Below are 15,599 nucleotides of genomic sequence, written 5' to 3' on the forward strand. Positions count from 1 at the left end.
CGGGCCGCGCCGGACAGGCCGCGCAGGACAGGGTGCCCAGGACCCAGCCCGCAGGCCCGGGCCGCACAGGGCAGCCGCTCGGACCCGAGCCGCGCAGCCAGGTCCAAGTCGCCCAGGTCCAGGCCGCGCAGGCCAAGGCGCCAGCCCCCAGTCGCCCGGCCCCGGTCGTTCTAGGCGGCCGTGCCGACCACACGTCGCGGCGTGATCCGGATGACGATGCGTACGACCTCCGGCGGCAGCTCCAGGTACTCCTCGCCGGCGCCCTTCCCCTCGTACTCCTCCGCCAGGCGGGCGGCCAGCCTGCGCTCGGTGTCCTCGGTGATCGTGGCGGTCCCGCGCACTTCCAGGTACCGCAGCGGGTCCTCGCGGTCGTAGACGGTCAGGCTGACCCGTGGATCGGCCGCGATGTTCCGGTCCTTCACGCGGCCGGCCTGGGAGGAGATGACCAGGTCGTCGCCGTCCCGGGCGACCCAGACGACCGAGGTCTGCGGGCTGCCGTCGGGCTGGACGGTGGCGAGCACCGCGGGGTTGGGGGCGTCGAGTATCGCGTGGGCGCTTGGGCTCAGGGAAGCGGACATGATCGGGAGCCTACTGATCACGGGCGCGGCGGCGAAGACCCGGCCGCGAAGACCCGGCCAGCGAACCTGACGCACACGCCCAGCCGTGCTCAGGACCTCAACCGCCCGACACCGCCCGGAGATTGCGTTCCAGCAGCGCGCGTTCCTTCGCGTTCTCCGTACGCGCGATGGCCTTCTCGTACGCCGCGCGGGCCTCGACGTCGCGGCCCAGCCGGCGCAGCAGATCGGCGCGGATCGCGTGGTGGAGCCGGTGGCCGTCCAGGTCCACGGCGTCGACGAGGGCCAGCGCCGTCTCCGGCCCCTCGACCTCGGCCACCGCGACCGCGCGGTTGAGCGCGACCACCGGGTTGGGGGCCAGGGCCAGCAACTGGTCGTACAGCAGCACGATCTGCCGCCAGTCGGTGGCGGCCGGGACGGCGGCGTCGCTGTGCACCGCCTGGATCGCGGCCTGGATCTGGTACGGCCCCGGCCGGTCACGCCGAAGGCACTGGCGTACGAGCGCCTGGCCCTCGTCGATCAAGGCGCGGTCCCAGCTCCCGCGGTCCTGGTCGGCCAGCCGCACGAGATCCCCGGCCGGGGAAGTCCGGGCCGGGCGGCGGGACTCGATGAGCAGCATCAGCGCGAGCAGTCCCTTGACCTCCGGCTCGTCCGGCATCAGCTGTTCCAGCAGCCGGCCCAGCCGGATCGCCTCGACGCACAGGTCCTCGCGGACCAATTGCTCGCCCGACGTGGCCGTGTATCCCTCGTTGAAGACGAGGTACACGACCGCCAGGACGGCCCGCAGCCGGTCCGGCAGGTCGGCGTCACGCGGCACACGGTAGGGAATGCCCGCGTCCCGGATCTTGCCCTTGGCGCGCACCAGGCGCTGCGCCATGGCCGGTTCGGTGACGAGGAACGCCGAGGCGATCTCGGCCGTGGTCAGTCCGCCCAGGAGCCGCAGCGTCAGCGCGACCCGGGACGCCGGTGCGAGCGCCGGGTGGCAGCAGGTGAAGATCAGGCGCAGCCGGTCGTCACGCACGGGACCCTCCTCGGCCGGTACGTCATGGGCGTGCAGCAGAGCCGCCTGCGCGTGCCGGTCCTCACGCCGGGACTCCCGGCGGAGCCGGTCGATCGCGCGGTTGCGGGCCGTCGTGATGATCCAGCCGGCCGGACTCGGCGGCAGCCCCGCTGCCGGCCAGCGCTGCACCGCGGTGGTGAACGCGTCCTGGACCGCCTCCTCGGCGATGTCGATGTCGCCGAAGACCCGGGCCAGGACGGCGACCGCGCGCCCGTACTCCTCGCGGAAGTGGCGCTCGATCACCGCCCCGGTCACCTCGGGCCCGCCGGAGGTCACAAGTGCCGCTCCCGGCGGGCGTCGGCCGGTCGAGGCACTAGGCACAGCTTCCGTGCTGGAGGGGACGGACCTCGATGGGAAGCGTGATCGCCCGGGCGAGCTTGCGGCCCCACTCCAGGGCGGCGTCGAGGTCGGGGGCCTGGATGACCGTGAACCCGCCGATGTGCTCCTTGCCCTCGATGTACGGTCCGTCCGTCATGAGCAGGTCGTCGTCCTTCAGCCGCACCACCGTGGCGGTGCTCGGCGGGTACAGACCGCCGGAGAAGACCCACGCCCCGGCTTCCCTGATCTCCGCGTTGACGGCCTCGAGATCCCGCATGATCGGTTCCAGGATCTCGGGGCCGGGCGGCTCACCGTCGGGCTGGTAGATGCTGAGCAGGTACTGCTTCATGGTGTCTCTCCTCGGTGTGCGGCGGGCCGGCCGCCCGCCTCTCACCCTCTACACGAACGGCCTTCCGCCGTTTCGACATCTCACCGCGCCGGTTCCGGAATCCTTTTCGCCCGACGGTGGGCGGCCACCCGTTCGCGGGTCGCGCACCGACGCGAGCAGTAGCGGCGGGCCGGCCCGCTTCCCTGTGTGAGGAAGACATTGCCGCAGGCGGGAGAGGCGCACACACCGCCGGGCGGACGCTGCCGGTCCCAGACCAGGACGGTCAGGGCGAGACAGGACGACGCCAGCAGCCACTCGCCCCAGGGGCCGTCGTCGTCGCGGTCCAGATGCGGATGCCAGGGGGAGCGGCCGCCGTGCGAGGTGAGGCGCAGCGCTCCGGTGCTCAGGGACAGCAGACGGTTGAGGCGGGCCGCCGCCTCGTCGGTCCCGTCGGCGGCGAAGACCTCCCGCACCTGAAGCGCGGCCGCCCGCATCTCCTCGACATCGCTCCCGGAGAGCTCCACCGCGTCGCCCTCGCCGTGTGCGCGCAGCACCGCGGACACGGACTGCGGTGAAACCCCCTCGTGCGACAAGGCGTTGACGAGGGCGGCGGTCCGCTGGGCGACGGCCTGCACCGAATGCCGGGCCGACCAGTCACTGTTCGTAGGCTCCACCCTTCGAATGTAACGCACCTGGCGCAGGATTGAGTTACCTGCGTAACGTCCAGCGCATGCGAAAGCGTTACGCACTGTGGACGTACGCGGCGGGAGCGGTGGCGGCGCGGACGGGCGACGAGATGGCGGGCCCCGCCCTGCTGCTCGCCGGTCTCGCGGTCACGGGGTCGGCCGCGTCTGCCGCGTCGCTCCTGGCGGGCATCACCATCGCGGCGGCGTTGGGCGGCCCGCTGCTCGGCGTACTGCTGGACAGATCCACCCGCCCGGGCCGACTGCTGGCGGCGGCCCTCGTCGGCTACGCCGCAGCCCTCGCCGTCGTCGCGCTGTGCCTCGGCACGCTGCCCATCGCCCTGACCGTGCTGATCGCGGTCGGCGCCGGGCTGTTGTGCCCTGCCCTCGGCGGAGGCTGGACCTCCCAGCTGCCGCGGGTCGTCGCCGCGCACGGCCTGCCCCGGGCGAACGCTCTCGACGCGATGACCTTCGACGCCGCGGGCCTGCTCGGGCCGGCCCTGGCCGGTGCGGTGGCCCACGTGGCCGGCGCACGTCCCGGAGTGGTGGCGTCCGCCGTACTGATCTGTCTCGCGCTGCCGGCGGCCCTCGCCCTGCCCGCAGGCCGTCGCCCGGACCGCGCAGCGACGCCCCCCACGATGGCCGCCGGCCTCGCCGCCGGTTTCCGGGTGATCGCCCGGAGCCGGCCGCTGGCGCGCGCCACGGCGACCTCGGTGATCTCCTGCGCGGGTGCGGGAATGCTGGTGGCCTGCGCCCCGCTGCTGGGGGAGCGGGCTTTCGGCTGGGCCGGCCAGGGGGCGTTCCTGCTGTCGGGTCTCGCCCTCTCCGCGCTCGCGGCGAACGCGCTGCTCGCCCGCAGGCCCGAACGGCTGCGAGCGGACACGGTCCTCGTCGGGAGCACGGTCGTCCTGGCCGTCGCTCCGGCGCTCGCGGCGACGTGCCGGCCGGCGTTCGTCCTGACCGCTGTCGTCCTGGCGGGCATCGGCGAAGGCCCTCAGCTGACCGCCCTGTTCGCGATACGCCACCGAGAGGCGCCCGAGCGGCTGCGCGGGCAGATCTTCACCACGGGGGCGAGCCTCAAACTCACCGGCTTCGCCGTCGGCGCGGCACTCGCCGGGCCCCTGGCCACCTGGTCGCTCACCGGCGCGCTGCTCGCGGCGGCGGGTGTGCACCTCCTCGCGGGGGCCGCCTTCGCCGGGTGGCCCGGCGCCGCCCGCGTATCCCGTCCGTCCCTGACGTCCGGGCCTGCTGCCGGGCGGGCCCGGTCCTTGCCGTCCGGCACGGACCGGGCCCCGCAGCCGCCGGCTACCAGGTCGCTCCGGCAGGCTGACGAGTCGTCACATTGAGCCGGTTGAAGAGATTCGTCACGCCGATCATGAGGATGATCGACGCGAGCTGCTTCTCGTCGAAGTGATCGGCGGCCGCGTCCCAGATCGCGTCCGGCACCGCGTCGGACGTGTCGCTGAGCCGCGTCACGGCCTCGGTCAGCGCCAGCGCCGCCCGCTCGTCGTCGGTGAAGAACGGCGCCTCCCGCCAGGCCGCCACGGCGTGCAGCCGCTCATCGGTCTCGCCGTTCTTCTTGGCGCTCGCCGCACCACCGACGACGCAGTAGCTGCACCCGTTGATCTGGCTGGCCCGCTGGTGGACGAGGTCGAGCGTGGTCTGCGGAACGCCCCCCTGCTTGGCGGCGCCGAGCAGATCGAGCATGGCGGGCATCGCGGAGGGGATGACCTGGGCCGGGTTCTTCATACGTGCCTGCATCGTCGTTCTCCTCAGTAGGTGTCGTCACCGCACTGACGGATCCGGGAGTACGGATGTGACCGGTCCGGGAGAGATACTTTCCGTGGTCGGAGAACGGGCTGCGGGCGCAGAGGATCACCGCAGGTCAGCGCGCGGTGGACGCGTCCGGGTCGGACGGTGTGTCCCGCCGCTTGCGCGTGACCAGCACGAGCCCCGCGCCGGTGAGCACGGCCGCGGCGGCCACGGCACCGAGCCCCGCGAGAGCCAGTGAACGGGAACCCGTGTCGGCCAGCGCGGGCTTCCCGGCCGACGCGGAAGACGAGGAAGACGACGCCGACGAGGAGCCGGCCGCGTCGCGGATGAGGTCGGTGACCGCATCGGGGTGGGAGATCATCGCGACGTGGGAGGAGTCGATCTCGACCGTGTGCGAGCCGGCGCGTTCGGCCTCCCACCGCTCCAGGTCGGGGGCGATGCTCTTGTCCTGCTTGGCGACCAGGGCCCATGACGGAATGGTCCGCCAGGCCGCGGCGGGGGCCTTGTCCGTGAACGCCGAAGCGGCGATGGGGCGTTGGGCCGCCGCCATCACCGCGGTGGTCTTCGCCGGGAGGTCGGCCGCGAATGTGTCGTGGAACTTGGCGGGCTGGATGTACAGATCGGTGCCCTTGCCGCTCGCCGTCTCGAACGGCGTCGGACTCAGGGCGGGGTTCAGCTCGCTGCCCGGGAACTTGGCGGCCAGCTGTCCGAGGACCTCGCCCTTGTCCGGCATGAAGGCGGAGACGTAGACCAGCGACTTCACGTTCGGGTTGCCGGCGGCCGCGCTGCTGATCACCGCGCCGCCGTAGGAGTGGCCGGCGAGCACGATCGGGCCCTTGATGTTCTTCAGGACACTGGCGATGTAGGTGGAGTCACTGGTCAGCCCGCGCAGGGGATTGGGCGGGGCGAGGACCGTGTAGCCGTCCGCCTGGAGACGTTCGATGACCCCGTTCCAGCCGGAGGCGTCGGCGAAGGCGCCGTGCACCAGGACCACGGTGGGTCTGGCACCTGCGTCCGTGTCACCGCCCGTCGTCCCGGCAGGGCCCGAGTCGGCCCAGGCCGGTACCGCGACGGTGCAGAGCGCCACGGTGAGCACGGCGGCGGAGACGTGCGGGAAGCGCCGGCGTATGAGGTCGGCGGTGGAAGGCATGGTCATGCTGTTCCCTCTTCTGCGCTACGGGTTGGGGGACCATCAGCGTTTCCGAGTACGGCCGGCGCGGCGCGGCCCGCGAGGCAAGCGGGTGAAGAGGGCCGCCCGTCCGGGTGACGCCCGCGGCACATCCGCCGTCAGTGGGTAGCGGGGCGCCGTCGGCAGCCCGGTGGGTGCCGCCGATCGGGTGGTCTCTGGCCGCCCCCATCAGGGCACGGTTGCCGGTGCCCGAGCGGGTCGGCGCGGGCAACAGGGCCTAGTCGGCGGGGTCGGCGGCCCGGTGGGAAGGCAACCGCGCGGCCCCGGACACTGCCCGGCCCGTGGATGTCATGGAGGTAGGCGGGACGTAAGCCCGCTAGATTGCGCTTCGTGCGCCTTTGAGGAAATTTGCGGCCTGCTCAGGGGGTGCGGTCTGTGCATGGTGAAGGCTGCCGATTGAGTGGGAGTTCGTGTGGCTTCAGGGTCCGGGCCTGAGCTCGAAGTGTTGTCCAAGGACGACGACGCGTACGAGGACGAGCTGCCGCTGCGGCGCAAGCAGTCCGGCAGAGTGGTGGTGACGTGGCTGACCACGACCGACCACAAGACGATCGGCACGCTCTACCTCACCACGTCGTTCGTCTTCTTCCTGATCGGCGGGGTGCTGGCGCTCTTCATGCGCGCCGAGCTGGCCCGGCCGGGCACGCAGATCATGTCGAACGAGCAGTTCAACCAGGCGTTCACGATGCACGGCACGATCATGCTGCTGATGTTCGCGACGCCGCTGTTCGCCGGTTTCACGAACTGGATCATGCCGCTGCAGATCGGCGCGCCCGATGTGGCGTTCCCGCGGCTGAACATGTTCGCGTACTGGCTGTACCTCTTCGGCTCGACGATCGCGGTGGGTGGGTTCCTCACGCCGAACGGTGCGGCCGACTTCGGCTGGTTCGCCTACTCCCCGCTGTCGGACGCGGTCCGCTCGCCGGGCATCGGCGCCGACCTCTGGATCATGGGCCTGGCCTTCTCCGGCTTCGGCACGATCCTCGGCGCGGTCAACTTCATCACCACGATCATCTGTATGCGCGCACCCGGCATGACGATGTTCCGGATGCCGATCTTCACCTGGAACGTGCTGCTGACCGCTGTCCTCGTGCTGTTCGCCTTCCCGGTTCTCGCCGCCGCGCTCTTCGCACTGGAGGCGGACCGCAAGTTCGGCGCCCACATCTTCGATTCGTCCAACGGCGGAGCACTGCTGTGGCAACACCTCTTCTGGTTCTTCGGCCATCCGGAGGTGTACATCATCGCGCTGCCGTTCTTCGGCATCGTGACGGAGATCATTCCGGTCTTCAGCCGCAAGCCGATCTTCGGCTACATCGGCCTCGTGGGTGCGACGATCGCGATCGCGGGTCTGTCGGTGACGGTCTGGGCGCACCACATGTATGTGACAGGCGGGGTACTCCTACCGTTCTTCGCGTTCATGACTTTCCTGATCGCGGTGCCCACCGGTGTGAAGTTCTTCAACTGGATCGGCACGATGTGGAAGGGCTCACTGTCCTTCGAGACACCGATGCTGTGGACCATCGGCTTCCTCGTGACCTTCCTGTTCGGTGGTCTGACGGGCGTCATCCTGGCCTCGCCGCCGATGGACTTCCACGTCTCCGACTCGTACTTCGTCGTCGCGCACTTCCACTACGTCGTGTTCGGCACCGTGGTGTTCGCGATGTTCGCCGGCTTCCACTTCTGGTGGCCGAAGTTCACCGGCAAGATGCTGGACGAGCGGCTCGGCAAGATGACCTTCTGGACGTTGTTCCTCGGCTTCCACGGCACGTTCCTGGTCCAGCACTGGCTGGGAGCGGAGGGGATGCCGCGGCGGTACGCGGACTATCTCGCCGTCGACGGCTTCACCGGGTTGAACACCATCTCCACGATCAGCTCGTTCGTCCTGGGCCTGTCGATCCTTCCCTTCCTCTACAACGTCTGGAAGACCTCCAAGTACGGCAAGAAGGTCGTGGTCGACGACCCGTGGGGCTTCGGTCGCTCGCTCGAATGGGCCACGTCCTGCCCGCCGCCCCGGCACAACTTCATCACCCTGCCGCGGATCCGCTCGGAATCACCGGCCTTCGACCTCCATCACCCCGAAGTCGCCAGTCTCGATCCCGCACACGCCGAGGGCCGCCGGGATGTCATCGAGCCCGGGGAGGGCGTGGCGTCGCCGCTGGGTGACGACGACGGGAACGACAAGGGCCGGTCGTGACCGGCGGGCCGTCGCGGCAGCAGCAGCCGTCGCTCGACATCGATGCCGGCATCTCGCAGGTGGAGGGCTATCTGCTGGCCCAGAGCCGGCTGCGGGAAGCCGCGGTGTCGGCCGAGATGTTCGCCGGACGTATGCCGTGGCTGACCACCGCCCAGTACGACGAGGTCGTGCGCCTGTACGCCGAGGAACACATCGCGGTGTCCCGGAAGGCGCTGGAAGCGGTCACGGCGCGCGCCGGTGAGCTCCGCACGGAGTACAGCGAGCGGTACGACGCGCTGCGGCAGCGTCTGCTGTGCCGGGTGGTCGCCGCGCTCACCGGCCTCGCGGTTCTGTGGCTGTGCGTGGTGCTGCTGACCGTCCGTGGCTGAGGAGTTCGCGGTAGTGGCGAGGAGGGTCGGGGAGTCGGGCTAGGAACGGCGGCGCGGCTTTCCGCGCTTGCCGCCCTTCGACCCGCCCTTGGCGCCGCCGGAACCGCTCCGCGGGCCCTTGCCCGTCGACGTACCGCCTGATCTGCCGCCGCCCGACCTGGCCGCGGGCTTGCGTCGTGCGTCTCCCGCCTCGGCGCGCTTCTTCGGCTCCGCCGGTGTCCGAGTACGACCGCGGGAACTGTTGACCGTCCGCCCGCGGACGATCCCGATGAAGTCCTCCACCAGATCGGTGGTCCGGTCCTCCGGCCACGACAGCGCGATGCGCGACTCGGGGGTGCCGGACACCGGCCGGTACGTGAGGTCCTTGCGGTGGTGCAGACGGGCCAGTGACTGCGGCACGACGAGCAGCCCCACCCCGGCCGCCACCAGCTCGATGGCGTCCGCCGTCGTCGCGGGCCGCTCGTAGGCGGGCCGGCCGGGCGGCTGCTCCCAGTCGAGGGTGTCGTCGAGGGGGTGCAGCACGATCTCGTCGGCCAGATCCTCGGAGGACACCTCGTCGACCGCTGCCACGACGTGGTCCTTCGGGACCACGACCACGGTCGTCTCGGTGTAGAGGGGGATCGCGCTGAGGTCCGCTCCGTCGACCGGCAGCCGCACGAACCCGGCGTCGGCGACGCCGCCGCGCAACACGTCGAAGGCCTCGGCGGGGGAGACCGCGACGAGAGTCAGGGGGACGTCGGGCAGTCGCTCGTTCCAGATCCGCACCCACTTCGTGGGCGTCACTCCCGGGACATACGCCAGCCGGAACGAAGGGGATGCTTCCGAGCCTGTCACCGGGCCAGGCTACCGGTCGTGGTCGGAGGGGGCGCACACGCTCGATACCCTGGTCACCATGACGTCGCACCAGACCACCCAGACGATGAAGCCCGCGACCGCGGCGAAGAAGCTGGGTGTGTACCTCGAGGCCACCCCCACCGAGTTCCAGGAGGGTGTCGTCTCGCGCACCGAGCTGAACGCCCTCCAGGCAGACCCGCCCGAGTGGCTGCAGGAGCTGCGGCGCAATGGCCCGCACCCCCGGCCGGTGGTCGCGGCCAAGCTCGGCATCTCCATCGCGGGCCTCGCCCGGGGCGGAGTGACCGACGCGCTCACCACGGAGCAGATCGACGCGCTGAAGGAGGACCTTCCCGAGTGGCTCCAGAAGGAACGTGCCACTCAGGCCGAGGTCCGCAAGGAAGCGGTGCGCATCAAGGAGAAGAACGCGGAGCGAGCCGAGCAGCCTCGCGGTCCGCGTCCCTGACCTTCTCCGGGCGATCGCCGGTCAGACGGACGGGCGAGAGGTGCTGAGCCAGTCCTTGTAGTGGGTTGCGGCCAGGCGGGCGCCGGGCCCCGGGACAAGAACGCCGTCGTCGGTGGCGGAGAACATGCCCGCCTGCTCGTCGGTGACGACGGTGCGGTCGTCCTGCCGGTCGGCGAGCGTGAGGCGGCCGAGCTCGTCGAGGGTGAAGACATCCGGACCCGCGACATCGACCGAGCCGCCCAGCGGCGGGGCCGTGGCGACGTCGGCGAGGGCGTCGACGACGTCGGCCGCCGCGATGGGCTGGATACGGGTGGACGGCAGCCGGACCGTCCGGTCGTCGGAGGTCCACGACATGACCGCGTTCATGAACTCGAAGAACTGGGTCGCGCGCACGATCGAGTACGCCGTGGGCCCCTTCCGGAGCAGCTCCTCCTGGAGCGTCTTCGCGCGGTAGTAGTCCAGCTGCGGCACCAGGTCGACGCCCACGATGGACAGGATCACCTGGTGACCGACGCCCGCGCGCTCGCCGGCGGCCAGCAGATTCCCCATGGTGGTGCGGAAGAAGTCCGGTGAGGCTTCGTCGAACGTGGGCGAGTTCGTCACGTTGACGACCGTGTCAGCCCCCGCGAGCGCCTGGTCGAGCCCCTCGCCGGTGAGCAGGTCGACGCCGGTCGACAGGGACGCGGGGGTCACCTCGTGTCCGGCGTCGCAGAGCCTGGAGATGAGCTGCGAGCCGATCAGCCCGGTGGCTCCGATGACGGTGATCTTCATGATGGTGTCCTTCCGTGAACAGGTTCGCTGTGTGCGCAAACTCGGATAACTGATGTCCGGGATACTACTCGGATAGTCTTTGTCCGAGTCAACTGGAGGGTGCATGAAACTGTCCGGCGGCGTGGAGTGGGCGCTGCACTGCTGCGTGGTGCTGACCGCGGCGACCGAGCCGGTCCCGGCGGCGCGTCTGGCGGAGCTGCACGACGTCTCGCCCAGCTATCTGGCGAAGCAGATGCAGGCCCTGTCCCGGGCGGGTCTGGTGAAGTCCGTGCAGGGCAAGACGGGTGGATACGTACTGACCAGGGCCGCCGGTGAGATCACGCTCCTGGACGTGGTGCAGGCGGTCGACGGGGCGAACCCGGCGTTCGTGTGCACGGAGATCCGTCAGCGGGGGCCGTTCGGGACGCCGCCGGAGGAGTGCGCGAAGGCGTGTCCCATCGCCCGCGCGATGGGTGCGGCGGACGCTGCTTGGCGAGCGTCGCTGGCGAGCGTCTCGGTGGCCGACCTCGCGGGGTCGGTCGAGCGGGACAGCGGACCCGAAGCGCTGCCGACGATCGGTGCGTGGCTCAACGCGGACAGGGGTGCCGACGGCTGAGGGGCAGCGGCTGATCACCAGAATCCTTTGCATAAAGCTGCGGTGATACGTATAGTCATGCCATCGACGAGGAGGACCCGATGGCAGTACGCGCAGCAGTGGCCGGAGCGAGTGGATACGCGGGCGGGGAACTGCTGCGTCTCCTTCTCGGCCACCCGGACGTCGAGATCGGGGCGCTCACCGGGCACTCCAACGCAGGTCAAAGGCTCGGCGGACTCCAGCCTCACCTGCTGCCCCTCGCCGGGCGGGTCCTCGAGCCCACCACCGCCGATGTGCTGGCCGGGCACGACGTCGTCTTCCTCGCCCTCCCGCACGGGCAGTCCGCCGAGGTCGCCGAGCAGCTCGGGGACGACGTTCTCGTCGTCGACATGGGCGCCGACTTCCGGCTCGTGGACGCCGCCGACTGGGAGAAGTTCTACGGCTCACCGCACGCGGGGACCTGGCCCTACGGACTTCCCGAGCTGCCGGGGGCGCGCACCCTGCTGGCCGGTGCCCGGCGGATCGCGGTGCCCGGGTGCTATCCCACCGCTGTGTCGCTCGCGCTGTTCCCCGCGTACGCAGCGGGACTCGCCGAGCCCGAGGCCGTGATCACCGCGGCGTCCGGGACCTCCGGTGCCGGCAAGTCGCCCAAGGCGCATCTGCTGGGCTCCGAGGTGATGGGCTCGATGAGCCCGTACGGCGTCGGCGGCGGACACCGGCACACGCCCGAGATGATCCAGAATCTCAGCGCCGCCGCGGGCGAGCCGGTCACCGTCTCCTTCACCCCGACCCTGGCGCCGATGCCCCGCGGCATTCTCGCCACCTGCTCCGCCAAGGCGAAGCCGGGCACCACGGCCCATGACGTACGGGCCGCCTACGAGAAGGCCCTGGCGGACGAGCCGTTCGTCCACCTCCTTCCCGAGGGGCAGTGGCCCGCCACCGCGTCGGTGTACGGCTCCAACGCCGTCCAGATCCAGGTTGCGTACGACGAGGCCGCCGGCCGTCTCATCGCGATCAGCGCCATCGACAACCTCACCAAGGGCACCGCCGGCGGTGCGGTGCAGAGCATGAACATCGCCCTCGGGCTTCCCGAGGACACCGGTCTTTCCCTGACGGGAGTCGCTCCGTGAGCGGCAGACACGCAGCCGGCCGGCTGCAGAGCGACCCGGCAGCCGCGTCCGCGTGCCGCACGGGCGGAGAAGCGAACGAGGAGAAGCAGTGAGCGTCACGGCAGCGAAGGGATTCACGGCGGCGGGCATCGCGGCCGGGATCAAGGAGAGCGGCAACCCGGACCTGGCCCTGGTGGTCAACAACGGGCCGCGTCGCGCCGCCGCGGGCGTCTTCACCTCCAACCGCGTCAAGGCCGCGCCCGTCCTGTGGTCCGAGCAGGTCCTCAAGGGTGGTGAGGTGACCGCGGTGGTTCTCAACTCCGGCGGCGCCAACGCCTGTACGGGCCCGCAGGGTTTCCAGGACACCCACGCCACCGCGGAGAAGGCGGCCGACGTCCTCGGCCACAGCGCCGGCGAGGTCGCGGTGGCCTCCACCGGCCTCATCGGTGTGCTGCTGCCGATGGACAAGCTCCTCCCGGGCATCGAGAAGGCCGCGGCGCAGCTCGGTGAGCACGGTGGCGAGAAGGCGGCCATCGCGATCAAGACGACCGACACCGTGCACAAGACCGCCGTGTACGAGGGCGAGGGCTGGAGCGTCGGCGGGATGGCGAAGGGCGCGGGCATGCTCGCGCCGGGGCTCGCCACCATGCTCGTGGTGCTCACCACCGACGCCGACCTCGACAGCTCCACGCTCGACACGGCACTGCGGGACGCGACCCGGCTCACCTTCGACCGGATCGACTCCGACGGCTGCATGTCCACCAACGACACCGTGCTGCTGCTGGCATCCGGCGCGTCCGGGACGGCGCCGGAGTACGACGCGTTCGCCGAGGGAGTGCGCACGGTCTGCGGCGACCTGGCCCGTCAGCTCATCGGTGACGCCGAGGGCGCCTCCAAGGACATCCGTATCGAGGTCACCGGTGCCGCCACCGAGGACGACGCCGTCGAGGTCGGGCGGTCCATCGCCCGCAACAACCTTCTCAAGTGCGCCATCCACGGCGAGGACCCGAACTGGGGCCGGGTGCTCTCGGCGATCGGCACCACCCGCGCCGCGTTCGAGCCCGACCGGCTGAACGTCGCCATCAACGGCGTGTGGGTCTGCAAGAACGGCGGAGTCGGCGAGGACCGCGACCTCGTCGACATGCGCTACCGCGAGGTGCGGATCACCGCCGACCTCTCAGCCGGCTCCGAGTCCGCCGTCATCTGGGCCAACGACCTGACGGCCGACTACGTCCACGAGAACAGCGCGTACTCGTCATGAGCACCCGCAAGCACACCGCGCTGCCGAAGGCGCAGATCCTCATCGAGGCCCTGCCCTGGCTGACCCGGCACAACGGCAAGATCGTCGTCGTGAAGTTCGGCGGCAACGCGATGGTCGACGAGGACCTCAAGGCAGCCTTCGCCCAGGACGTCGTCTTTCTGCGACAGGCCGGCCTCAAACCGGTCGTCGTGCACGGCGGCGGCCCCCAGATCAACGCCCAGCTCGACCGGCACGGGCTGGTCAGCGAGTTCAAGGCGGGTCTGCGGGTCACCACGCCGGAGGCGATGGACGTCGTACGGATGGTCCTGTCCGGCCAGGTCCAGCGCGAGCTCGTCGGCCTGCTGAACCAGCACGGTCCGCTCGCCGTCGGCCTCACCGGCGAGGATGCCCACACCATCACCGCCACCAAGCACCGGCCCACGATCGACGGCGAACTGGTCGACATCGGACGCGTCGGCGAGATCACCGCGATCGACACCGGCGCGATCGAGGCACTCCTCGCCGACGGCCGGATCCCGGTCGTCTCCTCGATCGCCCGCTCACAGGACGACGGACATGTCTACAACGTCAATGCTGATACGGCGGCTGCGGCACTCGCTGCGGCGCTGGGTGCCGAAACGCTGATGGTCCTCACCGACGTCGAGGGTCTTTACGAGGACTGGCCCAACAGCGACGAGGTGATCAGCAGACTCACCGCCGGTCAGCTGGAGAAGCTGCTGCCGGAGCTCGCGAGCGGCATGGTCCCCAAGATGGAGGGCTGCCTGTTCGCCGTTCGCAACGGTGTCAACACCGCCCGCGTCATCGACGGCCGGGTGCCGCACTCGATCCTGCTGGAGATCTTCACCGACTCGGGCATCGGCACGATGGTCGTGCCCGACGGACAGGGGGAACCATGACCAACCAGGAACTCGCCCAGCGGTGGCGGGACGTGATGACCGACAACTACGGCACGCCCCAGCTGTCGCTGGTCCGCGGAGAGGGCGCCACGGTCTGGGACGCCGACGGCACGGCGTACACCGACTTCGTCGGCGGCATCGCCGTCAACGCGCTCGGCCACGCGCACCCCGCCGTCGTGGAGGCCGTGACCCGGCAGATCTCCTCCCTCGGCCATGTCTCCAACCTCTACACCGCCGAGCCGCCGCTGGCGCTCGCCGAACGCCTCATCCAGCTCTTCGGGCGTCCCGGACGCGTCTTCTTCTGCAACTCCGGCGCCGAGGCCAACGAAGCCGCTTTCAAGATCGGTCGCCTGACGGGCCGTCAGCACATGGTGGCCACCGACGGCGGCTTCCACGGCCGGACGATGGGCTCCCTCGCCCTCACCGGCCAGCCGGGCAAGAGGGAGCCGTTCCTGCCGCTCCCGGGCGATGTCACCCACGTCCCGTACGGCGACGCGGACGCGCTGCGGGCCGCCGTCACCCAGGAGACCGCACTCGTCGTCATCGAGCCGATCCAGGGCGAGAACGGCGTGGTCGTACCGCCCAAGGGATATCTGGAGGCCGCCCGGGAGATCACCCGGGCCACCGGCACGCTCCTCGTCCTCGACGAGGTCCAGACCGGCATCGGCCGCACCGGCCACTGGTTCGAACACCAGGCCCACCAGGGGGTCGAGCCGGACATCGTCACCCTCGCCAAGGGGCTCGGCGGAGGTCTGCCGCTCGGTGCGACCGTGGTCTTCGGTGAGGCCGCGGACCTGCTCAAGCCCGGTCACCACGGCACGACCTTCGGCGGGAACCCGGTGTCCTGCGCCGCGGGCCTCGCCGTCCTGAACACACTGGCGGCCGACGGAGTCCTCGACGAGGTCAAGCGCCTCGGCGAGAGGATCCGCGACGGAATCGAGGGCTCCGCGGACCGGCCGGGCCATCCTCTGATCTCCCATGTCCGTGGTGCGGGCCTGTTGCTGGGTATCGTGCTCAACGAGCCCCTCGCGCCCCAGGTGCAGCAGGCGGCTCAGAGCGCCGGTTTCCTGGTGAACGCCCCGGCCCCCGATGTCGTACGGCTGATGCCGCCCCTGACCATCGGCGAGGCCGATGTGGACGCGTTCATCCGGGCACTGCCCGGTGTTCTCGACGCGGCAGGCGGGGAAGGACGATCCGGAGAATGAG

Annotated in this window: 17 protein-coding genes; 9 read left to right on the forward strand and 8 right to left on the reverse strand. The window is 70.7% G+C overall.

All coding sequences use genetic code 11. The features are described from left to right. Positions 1-170 precede the first annotated feature (170 nt). The 4 genes from RPQ07_RS30175 to RPQ07_RS30190 all read right to left on the reverse strand — a co-directional run bounded on the left by RPQ07_RS30175 (position 171) and on the right by RPQ07_RS30190 (position 2,955). Positions 171-578 carry a PPOX class F420-dependent oxidoreductase gene (locus RPQ07_RS30175; protein ID WP_313947373.1) on the reverse strand — a complete coding sequence of 136 codons (408 nt, stop codon included), beginning with the start codon at positions 576-578 and terminating at the stop codon, positions 171-173. A 97-nt stretch (positions 579-675) separates the two neighbouring features. Beyond that, positions 676-1,911: an RNA polymerase sigma factor gene (locus tag RPQ07_RS30180; RefSeq protein ID WP_313947374.1), complete on the reverse strand. Its 1,236-nt coding sequence runs from the start codon at positions 1,909-1,911 to the stop codon at positions 676-678. Between the two features lie 37 nt (positions 1,912-1,948). After that, positions 1,949-2,302: a YciI family protein gene (locus RPQ07_RS30185; protein ID WP_313947375.1), complete on the reverse strand. Its 354-nt coding sequence runs from the start codon at positions 2,300-2,302 to the stop codon at positions 1,949-1,951. A gap of 80 nt (positions 2,303-2,382) precedes the next feature. Then, positions 2,383-2,955: a CGNR zinc finger domain-containing protein gene (locus tag RPQ07_RS30190; protein ID WP_313947376.1), complete on the reverse strand. Its 573-nt coding sequence runs from the start codon at positions 2,953-2,955 to the stop codon at positions 2,383-2,385. A 56-nt stretch (positions 2,956-3,011) separates the two neighbouring features. On the opposite strand from RPQ07_RS30190, the gene RPQ07_RS30195 reads away from it, so the two are divergent. Then, a complete protein-coding gene (locus tag RPQ07_RS30195; RefSeq protein WP_313947377.1) occupies positions 3,012-4,310 on the forward strand; it encodes an MFS transporter in 1,299 nt (432 codons plus the stop codon). Here RPQ07_RS30195 and RPQ07_RS30200 read toward each other — a convergent pair. Together RPQ07_RS30200 and RPQ07_RS30205 are read right to left on the reverse strand one after the other, a co-directional pair. After that, positions 4,270-4,725 carry a carboxymuconolactone decarboxylase family protein gene (locus RPQ07_RS30200; protein ID WP_313947378.1) on the reverse strand — a complete coding sequence of 152 codons (456 nt, stop codon included), beginning with the start codon at positions 4,723-4,725 and terminating at the stop codon, positions 4,270-4,272. The two genes, RPQ07_RS30195 and RPQ07_RS30200, sit on opposite strands and share 41 nt — an antisense overlap. Positions 4,726-4,849: 124 nt before the next feature. Then, positions 4,850-5,893 carry an alpha/beta hydrolase gene (locus RPQ07_RS30205; protein WP_313947380.1) on the reverse strand — a complete coding sequence of 348 codons (1,044 nt, stop codon included), beginning with the start codon at positions 5,891-5,893 and terminating at the stop codon, positions 4,850-4,852. Positions 5,894-6,338: 445 nt separating this feature from the next. Here RPQ07_RS30205 and ctaD point away from each other — a divergent pair, with 445 nt between their 5' ends. Beyond that, positions 6,339-8,117 carry a cytochrome c oxidase subunit I gene (ctaD, locus tag RPQ07_RS30210; RefSeq protein WP_313947381.1) on the forward strand — a complete coding sequence of 593 codons (1,779 nt, stop codon included), beginning with the start codon at positions 6,339-6,341 and terminating at the stop codon, positions 8,115-8,117. Further along, positions 8,114-8,485 carry a hypothetical protein gene (locus RPQ07_RS30215; protein WP_313947382.1) on the forward strand — a complete coding sequence of 124 codons (372 nt, stop codon included), beginning with the start codon at positions 8,114-8,116 and terminating at the stop codon, positions 8,483-8,485. Before ctaD ends, RPQ07_RS30215 begins: the two co-directional genes overlap by 4 nt. Before the next feature lie 39 nt (positions 8,486-8,524). Here RPQ07_RS30215 and RPQ07_RS30220 read toward each other — a convergent pair whose 3' ends face one another. Beyond that, positions 8,525-9,319: a LysR substrate-binding domain-containing protein gene (locus RPQ07_RS30220; protein ID WP_313947383.1), complete on the reverse strand. Its 795-nt coding sequence runs from the start codon at positions 9,317-9,319 to the stop codon at positions 8,525-8,527. A 58-nt stretch (positions 9,320-9,377) separates the two neighbouring features. Between RPQ07_RS30220 and RPQ07_RS30225 the strand changes: the two genes are divergently transcribed. Continuing rightward, positions 9,378-9,782, forward strand: a complete 405-nt coding sequence (locus RPQ07_RS30225; protein WP_313947384.1) for a DUF5997 family protein — start codon at positions 9,378-9,380, stop codon at positions 9,780-9,782. 21 nt (positions 9,783-9,803) lie between these two features. Here RPQ07_RS30225 and RPQ07_RS30230 read toward each other — a convergent pair whose 3' ends face one another. Continuing rightward, complete coding sequence (locus RPQ07_RS30230; protein WP_313947385.1) at positions 9,804-10,553, reverse strand: SDR family oxidoreductase; 750 nt, start codon at positions 10,551-10,553, stop codon at positions 9,804-9,806. A 103-nt stretch (positions 10,554-10,656) separates the two neighbouring features. Between RPQ07_RS30230 and RPQ07_RS30235 the strand changes: the two genes are divergently transcribed. The 5 genes from RPQ07_RS30235 to RPQ07_RS30255 all read left to right on the forward strand — a co-directional run bounded on the left by RPQ07_RS30235 (position 10,657) and on the right by RPQ07_RS30255 (position 15,598). Next, entirely contained in the window at positions 10,657-11,148 is a 492-nt protein-coding gene (locus tag RPQ07_RS30235) for an RrF2 family transcriptional regulator (protein ID WP_313947386.1), read from the forward strand. An 80-nt stretch (positions 11,149-11,228) separates the two neighbouring features. Continuing rightward, the gene (gene argC, locus RPQ07_RS30240) at positions 11,229-12,257 is read left to right on the forward strand and encodes an N-acetyl-gamma-glutamyl-phosphate reductase (protein WP_313947387.1); all 1,029 of its coding nucleotides are present in this window, start codon (positions 11,229-11,231) and stop codon (positions 12,255-12,257) included. 88 nt (positions 12,258-12,345) lie between these two features. Beyond that, positions 12,346-13,497, forward strand: a complete 1,152-nt coding sequence (gene argJ / locus RPQ07_RS30245) for a bifunctional glutamate N-acetyltransferase/amino-acid acetyltransferase ArgJ (protein ID WP_313947388.1) — start codon at positions 12,346-12,348, stop codon at positions 13,495-13,497. Further along, the gene (gene argB / locus RPQ07_RS30250; RefSeq protein ID WP_313947389.1) at positions 13,494-14,393 is read left to right on the forward strand and encodes an acetylglutamate kinase; all 900 of its coding nucleotides are present in this window, start codon (positions 13,494-13,496) and stop codon (positions 14,391-14,393) included. Before argJ ends, argB begins: the two co-directional genes overlap by 4 nt. Beyond that, positions 14,390-15,598 (forward strand): acetylornithine transaminase, encoded by a 1,209-nt coding sequence (locus RPQ07_RS30255; RefSeq protein ID WP_313947390.1) that lies wholly within the window; start codon positions 14,390-14,392, stop codon positions 15,596-15,598. Before argB ends, RPQ07_RS30255 begins: the two co-directional genes overlap by 4 nt. Position 15,599 lies beyond the last annotated feature (1 nt).

The organism is Streptomyces sp. AM8-1-1 (assembly GCF_032229325.1).
Classification (GTDB): Bacteria; Actinomycetota; Actinomycetes; order Streptomycetales; family Streptomycetaceae; genus Streptomyces; species Streptomyces achmelvichensis.